This window comes from Aestuariispira ectoiniformans, assembly GCF_025136295.1.
Classification (GTDB): Bacteria; Pseudomonadota; Alphaproteobacteria; order UBA8366; family Aestuariispiraceae; genus Aestuariispira_A; species Aestuariispira_A ectoiniformans.
Genome location: NZ_CP062788.1, coordinates 1,765,428 through 1,784,272 on the forward strand (window position 1 = coordinate 1,765,428; position 18,845 = coordinate 1,784,272).

At 56.4% G+C, this 18,845-nt stretch carries 20 protein-coding genes; 8 read left to right on the forward strand and 12 right to left on the reverse strand.

Annotation, left to right across the window (positions count from 1 at the left end):
* Window positions 1-66 precede the first annotated feature (66 nt).
* On the forward strand, window positions 67-738 hold the full coding sequence (locus tag IF205_RS08485) for a PEP-CTERM sorting domain-containing protein (RefSeq protein ID WP_259782859.1): 672 nt from the start codon (window positions 67-69) through the stop codon (window positions 736-738).
* A gap of 64 nt (window positions 739-802) precedes the next feature.
* On the opposite strand, the gene IF205_RS08490 is transcribed toward IF205_RS08485, so the two are convergent.
* Window positions 803-2,194 (reverse strand): glutamine synthetase family protein, encoded by a 1,392-nt coding sequence (locus IF205_RS08490; protein WP_259782860.1) that lies wholly within the window; start codon window positions 2,192-2,194, stop codon window positions 803-805.
* Window positions 2,195-2,304: 110 nt separating this feature from the next.
* On the opposite strand from IF205_RS08490, the gene IF205_RS08495 reads away from it, so the two are divergent.
* The 4 genes from IF205_RS08495 to IF205_RS08510 all read left to right on the forward strand — a co-directional run bounded on the left by IF205_RS08495 (window position 2,305) and on the right by IF205_RS08510 (window position 6,924).
* Complete coding sequence (locus IF205_RS08495; protein WP_259782861.1) at window positions 2,305-3,648, forward strand: glutamine synthetase family protein; 1,344 nt, start codon at window positions 2,305-2,307, stop codon at window positions 3,646-3,648.
* A gap of 15 nt (window positions 3,649-3,663) precedes the next feature.
* The gene (locus IF205_RS08500; RefSeq protein ID WP_259782862.1) at window positions 3,664-4,308 is read left to right on the forward strand and encodes an STM3941 family protein; all 645 of its coding nucleotides are present in this window, start codon (window positions 3,664-3,666) and stop codon (window positions 4,306-4,308) included.
* A gap of 265 nt (window positions 4,309-4,573) precedes the next feature.
* Entirely contained in the window at window positions 4,574-5,956 is a 1,383-nt protein-coding gene (locus IF205_RS08505; protein ID WP_259782863.1) for an aspartate aminotransferase family protein, read from the forward strand.
* Between the two features lie 167 nt (window positions 5,957-6,123).
* Window positions 6,124-6,924 carry an aspartyl/asparaginyl beta-hydroxylase domain-containing protein gene (locus IF205_RS08510; protein WP_259782864.1) on the forward strand — a complete coding sequence of 267 codons (801 nt, stop codon included), beginning with the start codon at window positions 6,124-6,126 and terminating at the stop codon, window positions 6,922-6,924.
* A 16-nt stretch (window positions 6,925-6,940) separates the two neighbouring features.
* On the opposite strand, the gene IF205_RS08515 is transcribed toward IF205_RS08510, so the two are convergent.
* The 4 genes from IF205_RS08515 to IF205_RS08530 form a co-directional block, all read right to left on the reverse strand.
* Window positions 6,941-7,318 (reverse strand): VOC family protein, encoded by a 378-nt coding sequence (locus tag IF205_RS08515; protein ID WP_259782865.1) that lies wholly within the window; start codon window positions 7,316-7,318, stop codon window positions 6,941-6,943.
* A gap of 25 nt (window positions 7,319-7,343) precedes the next feature.
* On the reverse strand, window positions 7,344-7,919 hold the full coding sequence (locus IF205_RS08520; RefSeq protein WP_259782866.1) for a nitroreductase family protein: 576 nt from the start codon (window positions 7,917-7,919) through the stop codon (window positions 7,344-7,346).
* A gap of 71 nt (window positions 7,920-7,990) precedes the next feature.
* Complete coding sequence (locus tag IF205_RS08525; RefSeq protein ID WP_259782867.1) at window positions 7,991-8,671, reverse strand: rhomboid family intramembrane serine protease; 681 nt, start codon at window positions 8,669-8,671, stop codon at window positions 7,991-7,993.
* A 110-nt stretch (window positions 8,672-8,781) separates the two neighbouring features.
* A complete protein-coding gene (locus tag IF205_RS08530) occupies window positions 8,782-10,281 on the reverse strand; it encodes an aldehyde dehydrogenase (protein ID WP_259782868.1) in 1,500 nt (499 codons plus the stop codon).
* Window positions 10,282-10,456: 175 nt separating this feature from the next.
* On the opposite strand from IF205_RS08530, the gene IF205_RS08535 reads away from it, so the two are divergent.
* Complete coding sequence (locus IF205_RS08535; RefSeq protein WP_259782869.1) at window positions 10,457-11,962, forward strand: AMP-binding protein; 1,506 nt, start codon at window positions 10,457-10,459, stop codon at window positions 11,960-11,962.
* On the opposite strand, the gene IF205_RS08540 is transcribed toward IF205_RS08535, so the two are convergent.
* From IF205_RS08540 to IF205_RS08555, 4 genes are all read right to left on the reverse strand, one after another.
* The gene (locus tag IF205_RS08540) at window positions 11,959-12,594 is read right to left on the reverse strand and encodes a LysE family translocator (RefSeq protein WP_259782870.1); all 636 of its coding nucleotides are present in this window, start codon (window positions 12,592-12,594) and stop codon (window positions 11,959-11,961) included. The two genes, IF205_RS08535 and IF205_RS08540, sit on opposite strands and share 4 nt — an antisense overlap.
* 126 nt (window positions 12,595-12,720) lie before the next feature.
* Window positions 12,721-13,185: an NfeD family protein gene (locus IF205_RS08545; RefSeq protein WP_259782871.1), complete on the reverse strand. Its 465-nt coding sequence runs from the start codon at window positions 13,183-13,185 to the stop codon at window positions 12,721-12,723.
* A gap of 24 nt (window positions 13,186-13,209) precedes the next feature.
* Window positions 13,210-14,142 carry an SPFH domain-containing protein gene (locus IF205_RS08550; protein ID WP_259782872.1) on the reverse strand — a complete coding sequence of 311 codons (933 nt, stop codon included), beginning with the start codon at window positions 14,140-14,142 and terminating at the stop codon, window positions 13,210-13,212.
* A 78-nt stretch (window positions 14,143-14,220) separates the two neighbouring features.
* Window positions 14,221-15,204: a nucleoside recognition domain-containing protein gene (locus tag IF205_RS08555; protein ID WP_259782873.1), complete on the reverse strand. Its 984-nt coding sequence runs from the start codon at window positions 15,202-15,204 to the stop codon at window positions 14,221-14,223.
* 126 nt (window positions 15,205-15,330) lie between these two features.
* Between IF205_RS08555 and IF205_RS08560 the strand changes: the two genes are divergently transcribed.
* Window positions 15,331-15,798: an Lrp/AsnC family transcriptional regulator gene (locus IF205_RS08560; RefSeq protein ID WP_259782874.1), complete on the forward strand. Its 468-nt coding sequence runs from the start codon at window positions 15,331-15,333 to the stop codon at window positions 15,796-15,798.
* A gap of 29 nt (window positions 15,799-15,827) precedes the next feature.
* Window positions 15,828-16,349 (forward strand): hypothetical protein, encoded by a 522-nt coding sequence (locus IF205_RS08565; RefSeq protein ID WP_259782875.1) that lies wholly within the window; start codon window positions 15,828-15,830, stop codon window positions 16,347-16,349.
* Here IF205_RS08565 and IF205_RS08570 read toward each other — a convergent pair.
* From IF205_RS08570 to IF205_RS08580, 3 genes are read right to left on the reverse strand one after another with little or no spacing between them, the layout of a single operon-like run.
* Complete coding sequence (locus IF205_RS08570) at window positions 16,346-17,092, reverse strand: substrate-binding periplasmic protein (RefSeq protein WP_259782876.1); 747 nt, start codon at window positions 17,090-17,092, stop codon at window positions 16,346-16,348. The two genes, IF205_RS08565 and IF205_RS08570, sit on opposite strands and share 4 nt — an antisense overlap.
* A gap of 51 nt (window positions 17,093-17,143) precedes the next feature.
* Complete coding sequence (locus IF205_RS08575) at window positions 17,144-18,091, reverse strand: M14 family metallopeptidase (RefSeq protein WP_259782877.1); 948 nt, start codon at window positions 18,089-18,091, stop codon at window positions 17,144-17,146.
* A gap of 33 nt (window positions 18,092-18,124) precedes the next feature.
* Entirely contained in the window at window positions 18,125-18,733 is a 609-nt protein-coding gene (locus IF205_RS08580) for an HAD family hydrolase (RefSeq protein ID WP_259782878.1), read from the reverse strand.
* Between the last annotated feature and the right edge of the window lie 112 nt (window positions 18,734-18,845).

The window sequence follows — 18,845 nt, forward strand, 5'->3', positions numbered from 1 at the left end:
TGGCGCGATGATTGCATAGATATCTAGTTAATGCATCTGCGAACAGGTGACGGCGGGGAGGCTGCAATGCTGGATACAGGCATCATTCATCTATCAAGAGGGAAGCTGTCGGGATTGGCGGCATCTGTGATCATGGCGCTGGCGCTGGTCACGGCACCGACACAGGAGGCGCGAGCCGTGCTGGTGGAGGCGGATTCTATTGAGGCGGACGGTGCGAGCAGCACGGTTGATCTCTGGCTCTTCTCCTTCGCCTCCGATACCGTTGCGACTATAAAGGTCAATGACCTTGGCGGGCCGCCGGTTGTGGGTGCGGACCCGGATCTGATCATCTATCGTGACGACGGTTTATTCTCGACTATCTTCGCCAGCGATACCGCAGCGGGGACAGACCCGGATATTACCGCCAATTTCCTTGCGGGCTCCTACATCGGGGTTGTGGGCAATCACCTGCTCAATCCGGGAAGCTTCGGCCCCTTCATGGCGGATGCCGCCCTGGCGGTGGGTGGCTATGACTATGAGTTCAATCTGCCTGCCCCGGGGGATGTGGCGATCAGTATCAACTGTGTTCTGTCCGGCAATCTGGATGGCAGTTACAGCAAACGGGTGTTCCAGTTCGGTGCCGGGGATACCTGCCGCCTGCCGCCGACACAGGTGCCGGAGCCGGGCACGGCGCCATTGTTCATCCTCGGGCTGTGCGGGTTGCTGTTATGGACCGGAAAGAGACTACGGACGGTATGATCTCAACGAAAAAGCGCCGGTGGTATACCGGCGCTTTTGTGCAATCGGATTATGTCCGGTGCCATTACACCGTGCGCATATACCATTCGTAGTCCAGCGCCGGGATCAGGCGGTTGAATTCCTGACATTCAAAGCGGCGCATACCTTCAAACACATCCCAGTATTTTTCGGTCAGATAGGGCTTCAGTTTGCTGGCTTCCTTGAAGGTGAACAGCGCATCCGGCCAGGTCAGCGGCAGGCTTTCCGGGCGTGGGCTCTCATAGGCGTTGCCCTTGACCGGGCGGCCCGGATCGATTTTGTTGACCAGACCATGGTGGATACCGGCCAACACGCAGGCCATCACCAGATAGGGGTTGGCATCCGCCCCGGCGACGCGGTGCTCCACGCGGACGGAATTTTCCGTGCAATGCGGAATACGCAGTGAAACCGTACGGTTGTTTGAGCCCCAGGCCGTATTGATCGGCGCGTAGGACCCCGCCTGCAGGCGTCGGTAGGAATTGGCGTTCGGCGCGAAAATCCCCATGCCTTCGGCCATCGTGTCGGCCAGACCGCCAATGGCATGGCGCAGGGTGTCGCGCATTGGTACGCCGGTTTCCTCATCGACCGGACCGGCGAAATAATTATTGCCGTCCTTGTCGACCAGGCTCACATGGATATGCAGTCCGCAGCCTGCCAGTTCCTCGAACGGTTTGGCCATGAAGCTGGCGCAGAGGTCATGCTTGCGGGCCATCGCCTTGATCGCACGTTTCAGCATCATGGCGTCGTCGCAGGCCAGGATCGGGTCGTCGATATGGTGCAGGTTGATCTCATATTGGCCCGCGCCATATTCCTTCACCGCCGTGTCGGCGGGAATACCCTGCTGTTCACAGGCTTCTTCCACATCTGCCAGGAAGGCGTCAAATTCGTAGAGCTCCTCAATGCCATAGCATTGGGTCATGGTCTGGCGGCGCGCCATGCTGGCGGAATGAGCCTGTTGGGCGCGGCCGCCGGGCGTCAGTTCCTTGTCCAGCAGGTAAAACTCCAGTTCAACCGCCACAACCGGCGTCAGCCCCATGTCGGTTAGAGGCTGCATCGCTGTTTTCAGGATATGACGCGGATCGCCGAAGAAGGGATTGCCCTCGTCGTCGAACATGGAGGCAATCACCTGTCCTGTCGGGCGGGCTGCCCAGGGCACCATCTGCAAGGTGCCGGAAATGCCGAAACAGGCATAATCGGGGTCGCCGTCCTGACTGCCATAGGGTATCGTGGTGCAGTTTTGACCCGTCGTATCAAGAAGATAGGTGGAAAAAGGCAGTCGGATGCCGTCATCGGCCAGTTTATGCGCGGTTTCCCGACCGATGCGTTTGCCGCGGAATACGCCATTTGCATCCGGGACCAACATATCGATGCCTGTAATGTCGGGATGCTTGTTCAGGAAGTCCTGAATTTCCTGCACCGTGATTCTGTTTGCCATCATGCCACCTGATTAAAAAACACTGGGCCAGTTCGGGAAATCGCATTTGTTCGTTGCCCGGAAGCCCGAAATATCTAAAATGTGATCACAAAGAAACAACTTTCTGAGGCTTCATGTCAATACTTAGCGAATGGTTGGATCAAACACAGGCAGAAGAAGTTGAATGCCTGGTGCCCGATATGTCGGGTATTGCGCGGGGAAAAATCGTTCCCGCAAACAAATTTTTGAAAGGGGTTGAAGACCGTAGCCTTCGCCTTCCCGAGGTCGTCTTCAGCATGGCCGTCACTGGGGATTTTGTTGACGAGTCTGAAATCGTTTCCGAGGTGAACACCGATATTTTAATGGTGCCGGATGAGAATTCCATTCGGGTCGTGCCCTGGTATGATTATTCATCTGCACAAGTTATTTGCGACGCCGTCTATACGAACGGTGAGTTAGTCGATCTTGCGCCACGTTCTGTTCTGAAGCGCATTTTGAAAATGTATGAGGAAAACGGCTGGAAGCCCGTTGTGGCGCCCGAGCTGGAATTTTATTTCGTCAAAAAGAATCTGGACCCGGATAACCCGCTGGAGGCGCCGATCGGCCTTTCCGGCCGCAAGGAGTCCGGCCGCCAGGCCTATGGCATCGACGCCGCGAACGAATTCGACCATGTGGTGGAAGATATCTATGACTTCTGTGAGAAGGCCCACATTGATATCGACACGATGATCCATGAGGCCGGCCCCGCCCAGATGGAGTTCAACTTCAATCACGGCGACCCGCTGGAACTGGCGGATCAGGTCTTCCTGGCAAAGCGTGCGGTGCGCCAGGCGGCGATGCGCCACGATATGTATGCGACCTTCATGGCGAAGCCCCATGCCAACGAGCCGGGCTCTGCCATGCATATTCACCAGTCGATCATCGATATGGAAACGGGTCAGAACATCTTTGCCACGAAGGCAGGCAAGGATTCCAAATATCTGCTGAACTATATCGGTGGGTTGCAGCGCTATGTCGGGGCTGCAATGCCGCTGTTCGGGGCGAATGTGAACTCCTATCGCCGGATTTCGCCTTATACCGATGCACCGATCAACACTCATTGGGGCCATGATAACCGCACGGTTGGCCTGCGCGTGCCGGATTCCGGTCCGGAAGCGCGCCGCGTTGAAAACCGTGTGCCCGGTGCGGATGCCAATCCTTATCTGGCGATGGCGGCAACGCTGGCTTGCGGGCTGCTCGGGATGCTGGAACGGCGCAAGGCAACCAAGCCGATGGAGGGTGATGCCTATCGACTGGCTTTCAACCTGCCGCGTCACCAGGAAATGGCGATGCAGAAACTGAATTACTGCAAGCCGTTGAAAACCATCCTGGGTGAGCGTTTCGTCAAAAACCTGATGGAAGTGAAGAACCAGGAATACGACCTCTACCACAAGGTCATCAGCTCCTGGGAGCGTGAGAACCTGCTGTTGAATGTTTAATGCAACAGCGTTGACGTGAGCAAAACGGCGGCCACTATGGTCGCCGTTTTCTTTTTGGCGGGACGTGATCGGATTGACGGTGAGGCGACTTTGAAACAGCCCCAAAACACTCTCTACTTTCCCTGTTCCGGGAAGTGGGTTCTCAAAATCGCCTGCCTTTGCGGGATACTATTTGCTGTTACGATTGTGGCGTTAGGCGCGTTGATTGTTGAAAGCGGTTTTCCCGATGCTGATTGGGAAGAGCTTGCGTTGGGGGCTGGTATGACTGTGGGTGCGCTTTGGTTGGGCCTGACGCCGTTATTGCTTTTCCGCCGTGTTAGAACATCCAGGGCCGGGCTCTGGATTGATGACCATGGCTTTGTGGACCAGACCTCTTTCTATGCGGTTGGGAGGGTGGCCTGGTCGGAGGTCGGCGATATGTGGCACCTCCAGATGCAGCGCCAGCATTTCCTCGGTCTGGATCTGAAAGATCCGCAAGGTTTTCGCTGCCGGTTATCCCTCTACCAAAAGATTGTTATCGGGCTGAACAAATTCTTTTTCGATGCCGACTATTTTGTCTCCGTCACCCCTTTGCAGGCGACACCGCAGGAAATCCTTAGTGTCATGATGGAATATCACAGCAACCACAATATCTGTGCGGGCGATGGGAAAAAGCTTTGATCTTATCTGCTGCCTCCAGTAGAATGTGATCACATTTTGGCTGTCAGGCCTGAAACGACAAATACGTTAAGGACGGGAATGCGCGGACAATCATTCAAATCATTCTGGCATCGTACGCCGACCGGGCGTTATCGCCTGATGGTTTGCTGTGCGCGTATCGACTATACGCCCTGACGCGACGGATCATATTCCGACCACCGGCATGCGCCCTCACGGCAGGGCCAGCCCAATGATAAAACACTTATCTGCTTTGGTGAGGACATCCATGAGCGAAGTCTTGAAAAACTATGATTTGGAAGAGCTGAAGAAGCTCGACAATGACCATCACATGCACCCCTTCACGGACTATAAGGGCCTGGAAGGTGAGGGCGGCAGCCGCGTGATCGTACGTGGCGAAGGCTGCTACCTTTATGATGCCGAGGGCCACAAGATTCTCGATGGTATGTCGGGCCTGTGGTGCACAAATGTGGGCTATGGCCGCAAGGAACTGGCAGAAGCCGCCTATGAACAGCTTCTGGAGCTTCCCTACTACAACACCTTCTTCAAGACGACGACGCCGCCGGCGGCCAAACTGGCCGCCAAGGTTGCCAGCCTGCTGCCGGATAATATGAATCATGTCTTCTTCTCCGGTTCCGGTTCTGAGGCCAACGACACCAACCTGCGTCTGGCGCGCCATTTCTGGCAGTTGGAAGGCAAGCCCAACAAGAAGATCATTATCAGCCGCGAAAATGCCTATCACGGCTCCACCATTGCCGGCGCCAGCCTGGGCGGAATGTCGGCCATGCACAAACAGGCCGGTCTGGAAATTCCGGGCATTGAACATGTGATGCAACCCTATTGGTTCGGCGAAGGCGGGGACATGACCCCGGATGAATTCGGCATCTATGCGGCCAGGAAGGTTGAGGAGAAGATCCTCGAGGTTGGTGCGGATAATGTGGCGGCCTTCATCGGCGAGCCGGTCCAGGGTGCGGGCGGCGTGATCATTCCACCGAAGACCTACTGGGCGGAAATCAACCGCATTTGCGAACAGTATGACATCCTGCTGATCTGCGACGAAGTGATCTGCGGTTTCGGTCGTACGGGCAATTGGTTCGGTCACCAGACCCTGGGGATAAAACCGGATATCGTCACCATGGCGAAGGGCCTCAGCTCCGGCTATCTGCCGATTTCCGCCTCCGGCGTGGGCGACCGTGTTTACAACACGCTTTACGAAAAAGGCGGTGAGTTCTTCCACGGTTATACCTATTCCGGTCACCCGGCTGCCGCCGCCGTGGCGCTTCGCAACATTGAGATCATCGAACGCGAAGGTCTGGTCGAAAAGGTTCGCAACGAAACAGGACCGTATCTGGCGCAGAAGATCAAGGAACTGGACGATCATCCGATTGTCGGTGAAACCCGCACCCTGGGTCTGCTGGCGGCAATCGAGATTACCAACGACAAGGCCAAACGCACCCGTTTCGAACCGGCTGGCAAGGCCGGTACAATCTGCCGTGACGAGTTCTTCAAACGCAATACGGTCATGCGGGCCTGTGGTGACGTGATGGTGACCGCACCGCCGCTGACCATCGAAAAAAGCCAGATTGATGATCTGATCAATACGGCGCGTGAATGCCTGGATGCGACGGCAAAGGAACTGGGCGTCATCTGACCCCTGCCTGCGGCACGCTGATGAAAAGCGCCCCTTCCACATCGGAGGGGGCGTTTTTTGTTGCCTTGAAAGATTAAAAAGTTAGCCAAGGCTTGATTCGGCTCGAATTTGGGCGCAGGAAGTTTGTCGTGGTGGGATGCCAACATAGATGGATTAATGGGTTCACGATGAATCGTAGCTTTCGGAGACTGTTGAGACGGACGCTGGCTATCGCGTTCTTTGCTCTGCTTGTGTATTTTGCCCCGTATTTCCTGCTGTTCTATGCGATCTGCGGCGCGCTGGATGTGATGCGCCATCGCAGGATCGATATGCCTTTGTTGAAGCGTTATTTCTTCGGTAACGGCGGGCTGACCTGGTTGCTGTCGCCCTTCAATCTGCTCATCGACCTGTTGTCCAAGCGCAATCATTATGTCTACAGGCTGACGGACTTACCTGAGGACTATCAGGCGGAAATCACCGATGCCATTGATCGATTCAAGGACAACAAGGATTACCTGATCGAGACGATGAACGGGCGTTTGGCGGATAACCGCCGGGGGATGCTGTTCCTGCGTTGGTACGATCGCAAGATGGACCAGAGCATCCTGGAGTTCGACCGGGATTATAAATATATCAAGACGATTGCAGTTTCGGTCTTTAACAAACGTCAGAATACCAAGCTGCACTTCGGGCCACTTCGCCTGACCTTGCGGGTACTCTACAACCTGACGCCGGTTCACGATGACAATGTTTTTATTGAGGTTGGTGGCCAGAAGCATTTCTGGCATGACGACCCATTGTTCATCTTCGACGATACCCTGTTGCACAGGTCGCTGAATGACTCGGACAATATCCGTTATTGCCTGTTCATGGATATCGTGCGGCCCAGCGCCTTTCCGGGGCTGCTGACCTTCCTGCTGAAGGCACTGAACATGCTGCTTCAGAAAATCAAAGGGATTTTCTACAAGAATTGGAGCGTGATCCGCTAAGGCGGATCACCTCTCCTCACGCTTTCCAGGTTTTCGCGTTCTCTTCAAAATCCGCCCGCTGCGGATTGACCACGCAAAAGCGTTGACCGGTGGGGGCTTCCATTACGACCCAACGGGGGAAGTCCTCTATCCGCTTTGCCCCCAGTTTTTCCAGACGAGATACCTCTGCCGCGATATCGTCGGTTTCGATATCCAGATGAATGCGGCTGTCGTGATTGACGATCTGGACTTCCATCGTAGGCTCGCCGCTGGCCGTTTTCAGTTCGGCATAACGGTCGTCCCCCGGATGGCGTTTTACTTCATAGCCCAGGGCCTGCCCCCAAAAGCGGGCAGCCTCGTCCAGGTCCTGGGATTTACAGTCGATGATAAAGGAACCAAGGCGGCTTTTATGCATTGTCCGTTCCTCCCGCTGAAACCTGTCAGCTATTTTCCGGCCAGTGGCTGATATATTTCGTGACTTCGGGGCGCTTTTTCTCGCGTGTTTCATCCGTCGGGGTGCCGAGGTAGAGGAAACCGACGATTTCGTCTTTTGCCTGCAGTCCAAGGCCTTTCTTGACGGTCAGGTCATGGGCGGGCCAGCCGGACAGCAACACGGCGCCATATCCTTTGGCATTGGCCGCCAGCAGAATATTCTGTGTGGCGCAGGCGGTGGCGACAATCTGTTCGACCGGTGGAACCTTCGGATGGTCTTCCATGATCTCCGCGCAGATTGCGACGATCAATGGGGACCGCATAGGCTTGCTGCGAATATTGGCGACGGCCTCGTCATCCGCGTCCGGCGTCTTGGCAATCAGCGCCTTGGCGAACAGGTCGGCCAGATGGAGGCGGTCGTCGCCACGAATAACCTTGAACCGCCAGGGGCGGATCGCGCCATGGTCCGGTGCACTCATCCCGGCCTGCAGAATGTCCTGCAGTTCAACATCCGACGGTGCCGGATCGCCCAGCAGGTCGGCTTTGACGGATTGGCGTTGATTCAGTGTATTAAGAACAGTCATGAAAACCCCTTCGTGATATCTGCCGATCAAATATAAGACTTTTTACCGAAAGGTGAAGATGCGAATCGTTCTTAATTTTCCGGATTATGCTTCCTTGTCGGCGGAACGATGAAGGGCAGGGCCAGTCCGAGGATAAATCCGGCCAAATGAGCCTCCCAGGCGATACGTCCGTTCACACCGAAATATTCGCCGGGCACCATGCCGAAAACCACATTGATGATCAGCCAGAAGACAATGAAGGTGATCGTCCGTTGTTGGCTGATGAAAGGGCCACCGTGATTATGGCGGTATTTCAGGGTCAGGGCTGCGACGCCTCCAAGCAAGGCGGAAACCGCGCCGGAGGCACCGATGACCGGTGTAATGGACTGCGGATCGACTGCCGTCATCGTTGCGGCCCCGGCCAAGGCACCGAGGCAATACACGAAATAGAAGTAGCCGTCGCCCACAACGCGCGCCAAGGCGCTGCCAAAGGCCAGCAGCATGCCACAATTGACCATCAGGTGAAGCCAGCTTCCGTGGATCAGGGTATAGCCGACTGGTGACAGCAGGGTTGCGATCGGGTCAAACAGCAAGGCTTCGGTGTGGACATAACGCGCCGGGAAATAGGCGAGCTTTATCATCACCATGCTGAAGTAATGGTCCGGCAGCAGGTAATAGAGAATGACATGGAAGCCAACGAGAACGCCGACGAGGCTGCTTACGGCGCGCGGGGCGTTCAGGATCGGTTCACGTTGATTGGGGGTATCCACCACGGACAAGCCTTTCGTTTGATGCCTTCCAACCTTAATGGCGATGCCCGGCAAGGCAATAGAAAACGGCGGGCACAGGGGCCCGCCGTTTTTTGTCGTAAGAGATGCTGCCGTTACGACAACTGGAACCAGGTTGCCTTGAGTTCCGTGTATTTGTCGATGGCGTGCAGGGATTTGTCCCGACCGAAGCCGGACTGTTTGTAGCCGCCGAACGGCAGGGAGATATCGCCCGCATCATAGGTGTTTACCCAGACGGAACCGGCGCGCAGGGCGGCAGCCGTCCTGTGTGCCACGTCAATATCGCGGGTCCAGACAGCCGCGGCCAGGCCGTAGATCGTATCATTGCCGATGGCAACAGCCTCTTCCGGCGTCTTGAACGTAATGGTGCTGAGCACCGGCCCGAAGATTTCTTCCTGGGCGATACGCATCTTGTTGTTCACGCTGTCGAAGATGGTCGGCTCCACATAATAGCCGCCGGTTTCGGTCAGGGCGCGGTTGCCGCCCAGTTTGAGCTGCGCGCCTTCCTGCTGGCCGATGTCGATGTAGGACAGAATCTTGTCCATCTGGCGTTCTTCGACGATCGCACCCATCTGGGTCGACGGGTTCAGCGGATCACCCGGCTGCAGTTTTTTGCCCCAATCGACAACCTTTTCCAGCAACTCGTCCTTGATGCTCTCCTGAACCAGCAAACGGGAGCCTGCGGTGCAAACTTCGCCCTGGTTGAAGAAAATACCGAAGGCGGCGCTTTTGGCGGCACGGTCCAGGTCCGGGCAGTCGCCCATGACGATATGCGGGGATTTGCCGCCGCATTCCAGTGCAACGCGCTTCATGTTGGACTGACCGGAATATTGCAGCAGCAGCTTGCCCACTTCACCGGAGCCGGTGAAGGCAATCATGTCCACGTCCATATGCAGGCCAAGCGCCTTACCTGCGGTGGAGCCGAAGCCCGGCAGGACGTTCAGCACACCATCCGGCAGGCCGGCCTCTGCCGCCAGTTCGGCAATGCGCAGGGCGGTCAGCGGGGATTGTTCCGCCGGTTTCAGGATGACGGAGTTGCCGGTGGCAAGCGCCGGACCCAGTTTCCAGCAGGCCATCATCAGCGGGAAGTTCCACGGCACGATTGCGGCAACCACGCCAACCGGTTCACGCGTGATCAGTGACAACGCGTTCGGCATGGTCGGGGCGACTTCGTCATTCACTTTGTCGATGGCCTCACCGAACCAGGCGATGGCTTCGACGGAAAGCGGGATGTCGACCGTTGTGCTGTCGCCGATCGGCTTGCCCATGTCGAGCGTTTCCAGAAGCGCCAGTTCCTCGCCATGCTTTTCCATCAGTTCGGCAAAGCGGATCAGGATTTTCTTACGCTTTTTCGGCAGCATGCGGGACCAGCGGCCATCGTTGAAGGCCGCGCGGGCAACCTGGACCGCATGGTCGATATCGGCCTGGCCACAGGCGGTGACCTGCGTCAGTACTTCGCCGGTCGCCGGGTTGATGCAGTCAAAGGTTTCCCCGGACTGGGCGGCATAATGCTTGCCGCCAACGAAGGCCTGACCGTTGATCTTCAGCGCGGCGGCGCGCGCTTTCCATTCGTCGTGACTGATGGTTACGCCCATGACGCATTCTCCTTGATATCGGATGGATAGCCGTTCTCTGCAGCAAAACTTATTTGTGATCACATTTACGCTGTTGAGGATCAAAGATCAAGAATGGAGCCTCAAAAAGAGTCAGGTGATTTTTAAAAATTAGCGCTGTATAAAGTTATAAAAGACGAAAGATCAGGGGGTTATTATGAATTTGGCCCATTGGCTGCAGCGCGCCGGCATGGCGCATGGTGACTTGACGGCGATTGCCATGGGGACAAGGCCGTTTCTCTCTTACGGCCGGCTGGCGGAACGCACTGCCCGTCTCGCCAGTGCTTTTCGCTCGGTCCATGGGCTGCAACCCGGTGACCGCGTTGCTCTGGTCGCAAAGAACTGTCCTGAATACCTGGAGGTGCTTTTCGGGATCTGGCACGCGGGGCTTGTGGCCGTTCCGGTCAACGCCAAGCTACATGGCGCGGAGGTGGCCTTCATCCTTGAGGATTCGGAGGCGTCCCTTTGTTTTTGTTCCGACAGCCTTGCTGCGGAGATTTCGGCCCATAAGCCCGCGACCTTGCGCAACCTGATTGAAATCGGTTCAGACGCCTATGACGATCTGTTCAATGAGGCGCCGATGCCCTTGCAATCGGTCGCAGCGGACGATCTCGCCTGGCTCTTCTACACCAGTGGCACGACCGGTAGGCCAAAGGGCGCGATGCTCAGCCACGGCAACCTGGTGGCGATGTCGCTTGGCTATCTGGCAGACGTCGATACGGTTGCCCCCGGCGAGGCCATCATCCACGCCGCGCCGCTGAGCCACGGGGGTGGGCTTTATGCCCTGCCGCATATCTGCAATATGGGGGTCAATGTGATCCCCGAAAGCGGTGGCTTTGAACCGGTTGAGATTTTTGAGCTTTGGGCCGAATGGGGGAATTGCTCCATGTTTGCGGCCCCAACTATGGTCAAGCGTCTGGTGGAATGCCCACTGGATGCGCCTGCCATTGGCCTGAAAAACATCATCTATGGCGGTGGGCCCATGTATGTGGCCGACGCCAAGGCCGCCTTACAGCGGCTGGGGCCGCATCTGAGCCAGATTTATGGTCAGGGGGAAAGCCCGATGACGATCACGGTGCTGACCCGCCATGTGATCGCGGACCAGAAACATGAGCGTTGGGAGGAACGGCTGGGGTCGGTCGGACTTGCCAACAGTACGGTTGAAGTTGTGGTCGTGGATGAAGATGGACATCCCCTGCCACCGGGGGAAAGCGGTGAAATCATCGTGAAGGGACCGCCTGTCATGCTGGGCTATTGGCGCAACGAGGAGGCCACGGCCAAGACTATCCGTGACGGCTGGCTGTTCACTGGGGATATGGGGGTGATGGACGATGAAGGTTTCATCACGCTCAAGGACCGCTCAAAGGACGTCATCATTTCCGGCGGCACGAATATCTATCCCCGTGAGGTGGAAGAGGTATTGCTGACCCATCCCAAGGTGCGCGAAGTCTCGGTGATCGGGCGGGCCGATCCGGAATGGGGCGAGGTCGTCGTTGCCTATGTGGTGGGGGAGGCGAGCGCGGAGGAGCTGGACGCGCTATGCCTGAGGAAGATCGCGCGCTTCAAACGGCCCAAGGACTATCTCTTCCTGGAAAGCCTGCCCAAGAATAACTATGGCAAGATCCTGAAAACTGAACTGCGGGAGCGGGACGCGGCGCGTTAAAGCCGCGCCGTGAGCAATTTGATCCCGGCAATGCCAAAGGCCAGCGCCATGAAGGCTTCAAGACCTCTACGCAAGCGGGCATAGGCCCGGATGGCTGTGTTGGTGGAAAAGAGCAGGGCATAGCCGCCGAAAATCAGCAATCCCAGAATCTCACAGCCGATGAGAATGGCGAAGGTCATCCAGAGAGGGCTGTCGGGTTTCAGGCCGAGGGCAATGATCGCCAGCCACACGAAGACTGCCTTGGGGTTTGTCAGGTGAAGCAGCAGGCCGCGCAGGAAATAATTGCGTGTCTTCTCTGAGGGCTGGGGCATCGGCATGCTATCGGACCGCAGGGAAGACCGGAAGGAATTCACCGCAAGCCATAACAGATAAATCCCGCCAACAATCTTCAGGGCGGTAAACGCCCATCCCAATGTCATCAATGTGGCAGACAGGCCGAAGGCCGCAACGATCCCCCAGATGGCGGAACCGAGGATGACCCCCATCGCCAGAAGCAGGCCGTTGCGCCGCCCCTGACTGACAGAGGTGGAAGCGATGGCAAGGTTGGCCGGGCCGGGACTGGCGACACCGATGACATAGGCGCCATAGGCGGTGAAAAGCGCACCGGAATGGGCCAGGAAATCTTCTGTCATCGTGCCGTACCCCCTATCTCTTGTTGTTGTTCAGGAGACTAGCAAGGTGAGATATGGCGGCAATCGGAATATTGGCCCGTTACAATTTATTCGATTTAAAACAGATGGGTACACTATTTTTGGAAGTTATTTTTCCGGTGATTTGACCACCAAAGTGGAGCCCTGGACATCCGTCACGACCATTTGTTCGTCTTTGTTGAGCGGGGTGGCGGCCTGATTGACGACAAGCCACTGGCTGTCGCCCAGTTTTGCCCGGCCACGGTTGCCGTCCAGGACTTCTGTGATCGTCACCGTGCGGCCAACATATTGTGCGCCGCGCCGATTGAGGGTGGGGTCCGCGCTTTCGACGGGATGTTTCTTCTGCCAATTGCGGTAGCAAATAACGGAAACCAGGCTGAGTGCGGCGAAGGTGACCAGTTGAAACTGCCAGGGAAAGCCGGGCCAGAAGAAGGCAATCGCCCCCACTGCCAGGGCCGACAGCCCCATCCACAGAAAGAAGACGCCGGGCAAGAGCAACTCCAGCACCATGAAGGCAACGCCCGCAATGAACCAGTGCCAGAATTCCAGAGTGCTGATGAATGTTTCGATCATGGCTTTTGCCCGGTTGTCCTGTGCCTAGCCTTTGGATTTGTCGCCCAGGGCGTCCTTGGCGATTTCGGCAATGCCCGCCAGTGACCCCAGCGTGCTGGTCGCCTCGATCGGCAGGATCATGGTTTTTTGCTGTGGTGATTTGGCAAATTCACTCAGGGCTTCGACATATTTCTGGGCCACGAAATAGTTGATCGCCTTGGCATCACCCTTTGCGATGGCCGCAGAGACCATTTCGGTTGCTTTCGCCTCCGCCTCTGCGGCGCGCTCACGGGCCTCTGCGTCGCGGAAGGCACTTTCCCGGCGGCCTTCGGCTTCCAGGATCGCGGCCTGTTTCTCACCGTCGGCGCGCAGGATGGCTGCCTGCTTGAGACCATCCGCCTCCAGGACCTGGGCGCGTTTGACACGTTCGGCCTTCATCTGGCGGGCCATGGCCTCAACAAGGTCGGTCGGCGGGGAAATGTCCTTGATCTCGATCCGGGTAACCTTGATACCCCAGGGATTGGTTGCCTCATCCACCACATGCAGCAGGCGGGCGTTGATCTCGTCACGGTTGGACAGCAACTCGTCCAGGTCCATGGAACCCAGGACCGTACGGATGTTGGTCATGGTCAGGTTCAGGATCGCACGTTCGAGGTTGTTGACCTCATAGGCCGATTTGGCAGCGTCCAACACCTGGAAAAAGACCACGCCGTCGGCAGTGACCATGGCGTTGTCCTTGGTGATGACGTCCTGGCTGGGCACATCGAGGACGGTTTCCCGCATATTGATTTCGCTGCCAACGCGATCCACGAAAGGTGTGATCAGATGCAGGCCCGGGGTCAGGGTCTTGGTATATTTCCCAAAGCGTTCGACCGTATATTCCATTCCCTGCGGCACGACTTTGACCGCCATGAAAACCAGAAGGATCGCCAGAACGACGATAGCGATCACAAAAAATGTCGATAATTCAAGGAACACAGTCCAATCCTTCCCCAATGAAATCTATTCACTGGATATAGGCGAGGTTCCAATTTTGCGCAACAAAATGCGGTCGGTTCAGGTGGCCGCCAGGGCCTCATCGGCATTCGGACGGCGGAAAAGGTAACGATAGAAAATGCGGTCGGGCATGCTGTGAACCCAGATGGACAAGGGAACACAGATGGCGACGGTAAAGGCCAGCCGTCCCAGCACCACACCGACCCAGTCCGCGCCCAGGGCAAGGATAATGAACGTATCCTCGATCAGGCTGTGGCACAGGCACATGAAGCACAATGACAGGAAGATGCTGCGCGGTCGCAGATGGCCCCTGCGGATTTCGGCCAGGATCAGGCCGCCCCCGAAGGCAAGGCCAAGCAGGACACCGACCATCGCAAGCGGTGCGGCGTTGGGGCCCACACCGACAACCGACAACGTCGGCGCCAGAAGGCGCGTCAGACGGGCGGTAATGCCGGTCAATTCCATTACTTTCAGGCCGGTGACCAGGCCCAGCAGAATCCAGAAAATCATGAACAGGGATTGGGCGCTGTTCCAGGCCCAGTCAGCCCAACTGACTTCACCCGGCTGCTGAGCCGACCAGAGGGTGACCGCAGCGTCGTTGTAACCGCCGACCAGGGTATAGGCCTTGTGTAACAGCCAACCGAAAAGAAAAGCAGTGGCAAACCGGAAAAGCGTGGTGAAAAGCAGGCTGCAGCCGGTCTTTTGAACGATACGCTGTTCCACCGGCATGGAATGGGCCATCAGCATCATGCCACCGATCACCGTGGCGTCGACAATCGTATAGTCCATATTCGGCAACAGGCTGATCAGTGCAGCGGCCCCGCCATAGAGGCCAACCAGAATATTGGTGGCGAGGACAATACTGGCCTCGGCAGGCAGGCCGACGAGGTCCATCACGGGGGCCAGCAGATGGCTGACGACCTTGACCAGTCCAAGCCGGATACCGATTTCGACCAGGATCATGATTGGTACCATGATCTTCAACAGGTCCAGATACAGTTTTACCGTATCGGTCAGAATTTTTCGACTGGTTCCCACTAACATGATCATCCCCCCTTTGGGTGTTCGCCAAGCCGGAGTGTATGGGAAAAGGGATGGAATTGGTGGTCAAAAATTAGGTAATTGTGCAATAATAAGCCAAAATTTTTATTCTATGTGGATGAATTAATCATGGACGCGCAAGACAGGCGCATTTTGGAAATCCTTCAACGGAACGCGGATGTCACCAATGCGGAGCTTGCGAAACAGGTCCATATGTCTCCGTCCAGTTGTCTGCGCCGGGTCAAGCGTCTGGAAGACAGAGGGGTGATTACCCGCCGGGTGGCGCTGGTGGACCCGGAAAAGGTGGGGCGCGGACTGACGTCCATCATCCATGTGGTCCTGGACAAGCACGGTCGTGCGCATATGCAGGATTTCATCCGCCGCCTTCAGGATGAACCGGCAGTCCAGCACGCCTATGGCGTGACCGGAGAGGCGGATGTGGTGCTGATTTTGCGGCTGCGCGATATGAAGGAATGTGCGCGGATTAACGAGCGCCTGTTCGACAACGACCCTAATGTGGTGCGTTTCCATACGCATTTTGCAATGCAAAGTTATAAAGACGATATTGCGGTGTCGCTGGATGCTGCGGTCTGGTAACGAACGGAAAAATCGCTATATCCTTACTTATGATCGAAGAGCAGTCACAAATAACCGTTACCTATGATGGCAATGAAGACCGGCTGTTTCTGCGTCTGCAACTGGAAGGCAAGGAAGTCCGGGCGTGGCTGACGCGGCGGATGACCAGTAATCTCTTTGGAATTATCGAGAAGCTTTTTGCGTATCTTGCCGGTACCAAAGCACAGCCTGAGGAACAGCGTCAGGCCGTATCCCAGTTTCGGCAGGATCAGGCGCTGACCAAGGCCAATTTTTCCCTTCCATACAAAGAGCAGGGCGCAGAACCCTATTTCCAGGACGGCCCTTTGCTTGTGACCAAGGTTGACTTCAGGCCCCAGAAGGATGGGCGCGTGACGATTGTCCTGTCCGGACAACAGGATGACAAGAATGTGGCCTTCACCATGAATGAAGAGGATTTGCGCGCCGTCATGCAGCTTCTGATCGCGGCGGTGAAAAAGGGGGACTGGGGTCTGACTGTCCCGGCCAGCATGAGCGCGAATGCCGGTACCGGCCAGAAACCGGTTGTTCATTAACGGTAATATGACATTATTTTCCGGTGCACGCCGCTCTCTCTCATCTTGTGCAGGGCCTTGTTGAAGTCTGCCAGAATGGCCTCATAGTCAGGCCACTTCCGGCTCAGGCAAACGCGAAAGAGATAGGGCTCCCTATCCTGTAAGGTGAGATAGCGGACCTTGCCTCCGATTTTCATGTTGCGGGCGATGAACTGGATGGCTTCCTTGCCGGACCACAAGGCATCGATCCGCCCGATCATCAATAGGCGAAGGCCGCTTTCCGTCGAATTCAGGACTGTGTGAGGAACGCCCGCCTGTTTCAACTGGCCTTCATCGGCATAGCCGCGGACCGCCCCGAAACGAATATCCATGGCGTTAAAATCCTCGATCCTCTCCGGCTGCATACCGGCATAGTCTGCACGCACCACCAAAGCCTGGGTCAGTTGGCTGGTGGGATCGGAGACGGCCAGAAAGGACCGCCTTTCCGGGACGTCACCACAGGAAATAAGACCCGAAATCTTGCCTTCCTGTGCATAGGCCAGGGCGCGCGCCCAGGGCATGAAACGGATTTCAAACGGACGCCCGGCCTCTGTCATGGCGTATTCCAGAATCTCGATATCAATGCCGGGGTGGATATCTTCTGGGTCCTGAATGTCATAGGGGGGATAGTTCACCGCACCGAATACCAGAATCTTCTCCGCCGCATAGCCGTGAAAAGCGGACAATGAAAGAAGAAGAAACCCTATGGCAATGCGCGCAAACATTTTACCGTCTCCCATGACTGTTCATGGTAGCCGGCAAAGATTGGCAAATCGTTACTGATCCACGAGGCGGGCCAGGCGGGCGGCGGTTCTTCCCTTGAGGGCGCCGGGCTGTGGCATGATGACGTAACAATTATCATAGGGGGTCGTGACCGTATGGTCCCCGTTCACGCCGATTTCGGTCCCTGACTTCGGGACACATTCCAGGGAATGCACGGGACGTGTGAAGAAGAAATTTTCCCCTTCGGTGGTGATTGTATGGGTGACGTCCAGAACTTTCGGGGTGCCCGTGGCCGGTTGAAAGTTGAGGCGTGCGGCATCCTCTTCCGACAACATGCCGTGCATGTCGAGGAAGGCCAGCGCCGTCTGAATGGCAAAATCCGCTGTCTTCGATTTCCAATGTGCGCCGCATTCGACCAGCAAGGCGGTCTTTTCGCTTTCGGGATGGTCGAAAGGTTCATAGTCCCGCAGGCGTTTGCCCGCCACATGGCCGTCATCGCGAACCACAAAGGGGGACTGGCCCAACGAGAGGGCAAGTTCCAGATTCTTTGAGCGCCGCCCCGCCAGTGTCAGGGCCGGACAATCTTCCGACATGGAATGAAGGTCGAGCAGGCTGTCCGTTTCCCGGATCAGCGGCAGCAGGGCGCGGGCGCGGTTCATTTCCGATGACTTGCGGGACCCGCTCAGCATATGCGGTGACCACAGCCGGTTCATGTCCTCGTCAACAAAGCGGGCGGTGTGCGGATGGGCAGGGTCGTACGTGTCATAGGCGGCGACATTGGCGAAGCACAGGGTCAGACAGCCTTTGGCCGGGCGGATATCATGCCTTAACAGATAATCCAGTGCGATGGCGCCGCAGATCTCGTTGCCATGGATGATTGCGGAAATAAACACGCGGGGACCAGGGACACCGCTTTCGAAGCGGTGAGTATAGTCGCACCCTGTATTACCCTTGGCATAAGGGCTGATATCAGGCGGTGAAATTTCCTGTGCCGGGGCCATGATATCCTTATGTCTTGATTTTCAATCACTTCATCATGCCGCAATCCCTAAATCACGTAAATGCGTTTTTAGGGCGGATGGCTCGTTAAAGTGGTGTGTCATGAAGCCGAGTTCGCGTGCAGAGGCAATGTTTGCCTCACTGTCGTCGATGAAAAGTGTCGTTTCCCGAGGCAGGTTAAACCGTTCTTCCGCCAGCAGGAAAATGGCCGGGTCCGGTTTGATCAACCCCTCATGAGCGGAAATAATCCGATCGTCGAATTCTTTAAGGAACGGGTATTTCTCTTCCGTCAGCGCGAAAGTCTCCCGAGCATAGTTGGAAAGCGCGTAGACCGGATATCCGGCCGCCCGCAGGTTGCGTTTCATCTCCACGGTTTCCTGGATGGGGCCGTTGATGGTTTCCATCCAACGGTCCCAATAGGTCTGAATCTGACTTTCATATTCCGGATGGCGGGATTTCGCCTCCGCAATGCCGTCGGCCCAGCTGCGTCCGCGGTCCTGTTCAACATTCCATTCCTGGGGGCAGACTTCGGTCAGGAAGAAGTCACGCTCTTCATCGTCGGCGAATATCTTGCTGAAAAGGTGAGCGGGATTCCAGTCGATCAGAACATTGCCAATGTCGAACAGAAAATGCGTAGCCGTCATATGACTTTCCCTTCCCTGGAAACCGCCCGTGAATATGAACCGGCAGAGTAGAATATTTGGGGAGGGAGGCAAGATCGAAAAAGGGGGGATCGGATAACCGACCCCCCTTCAA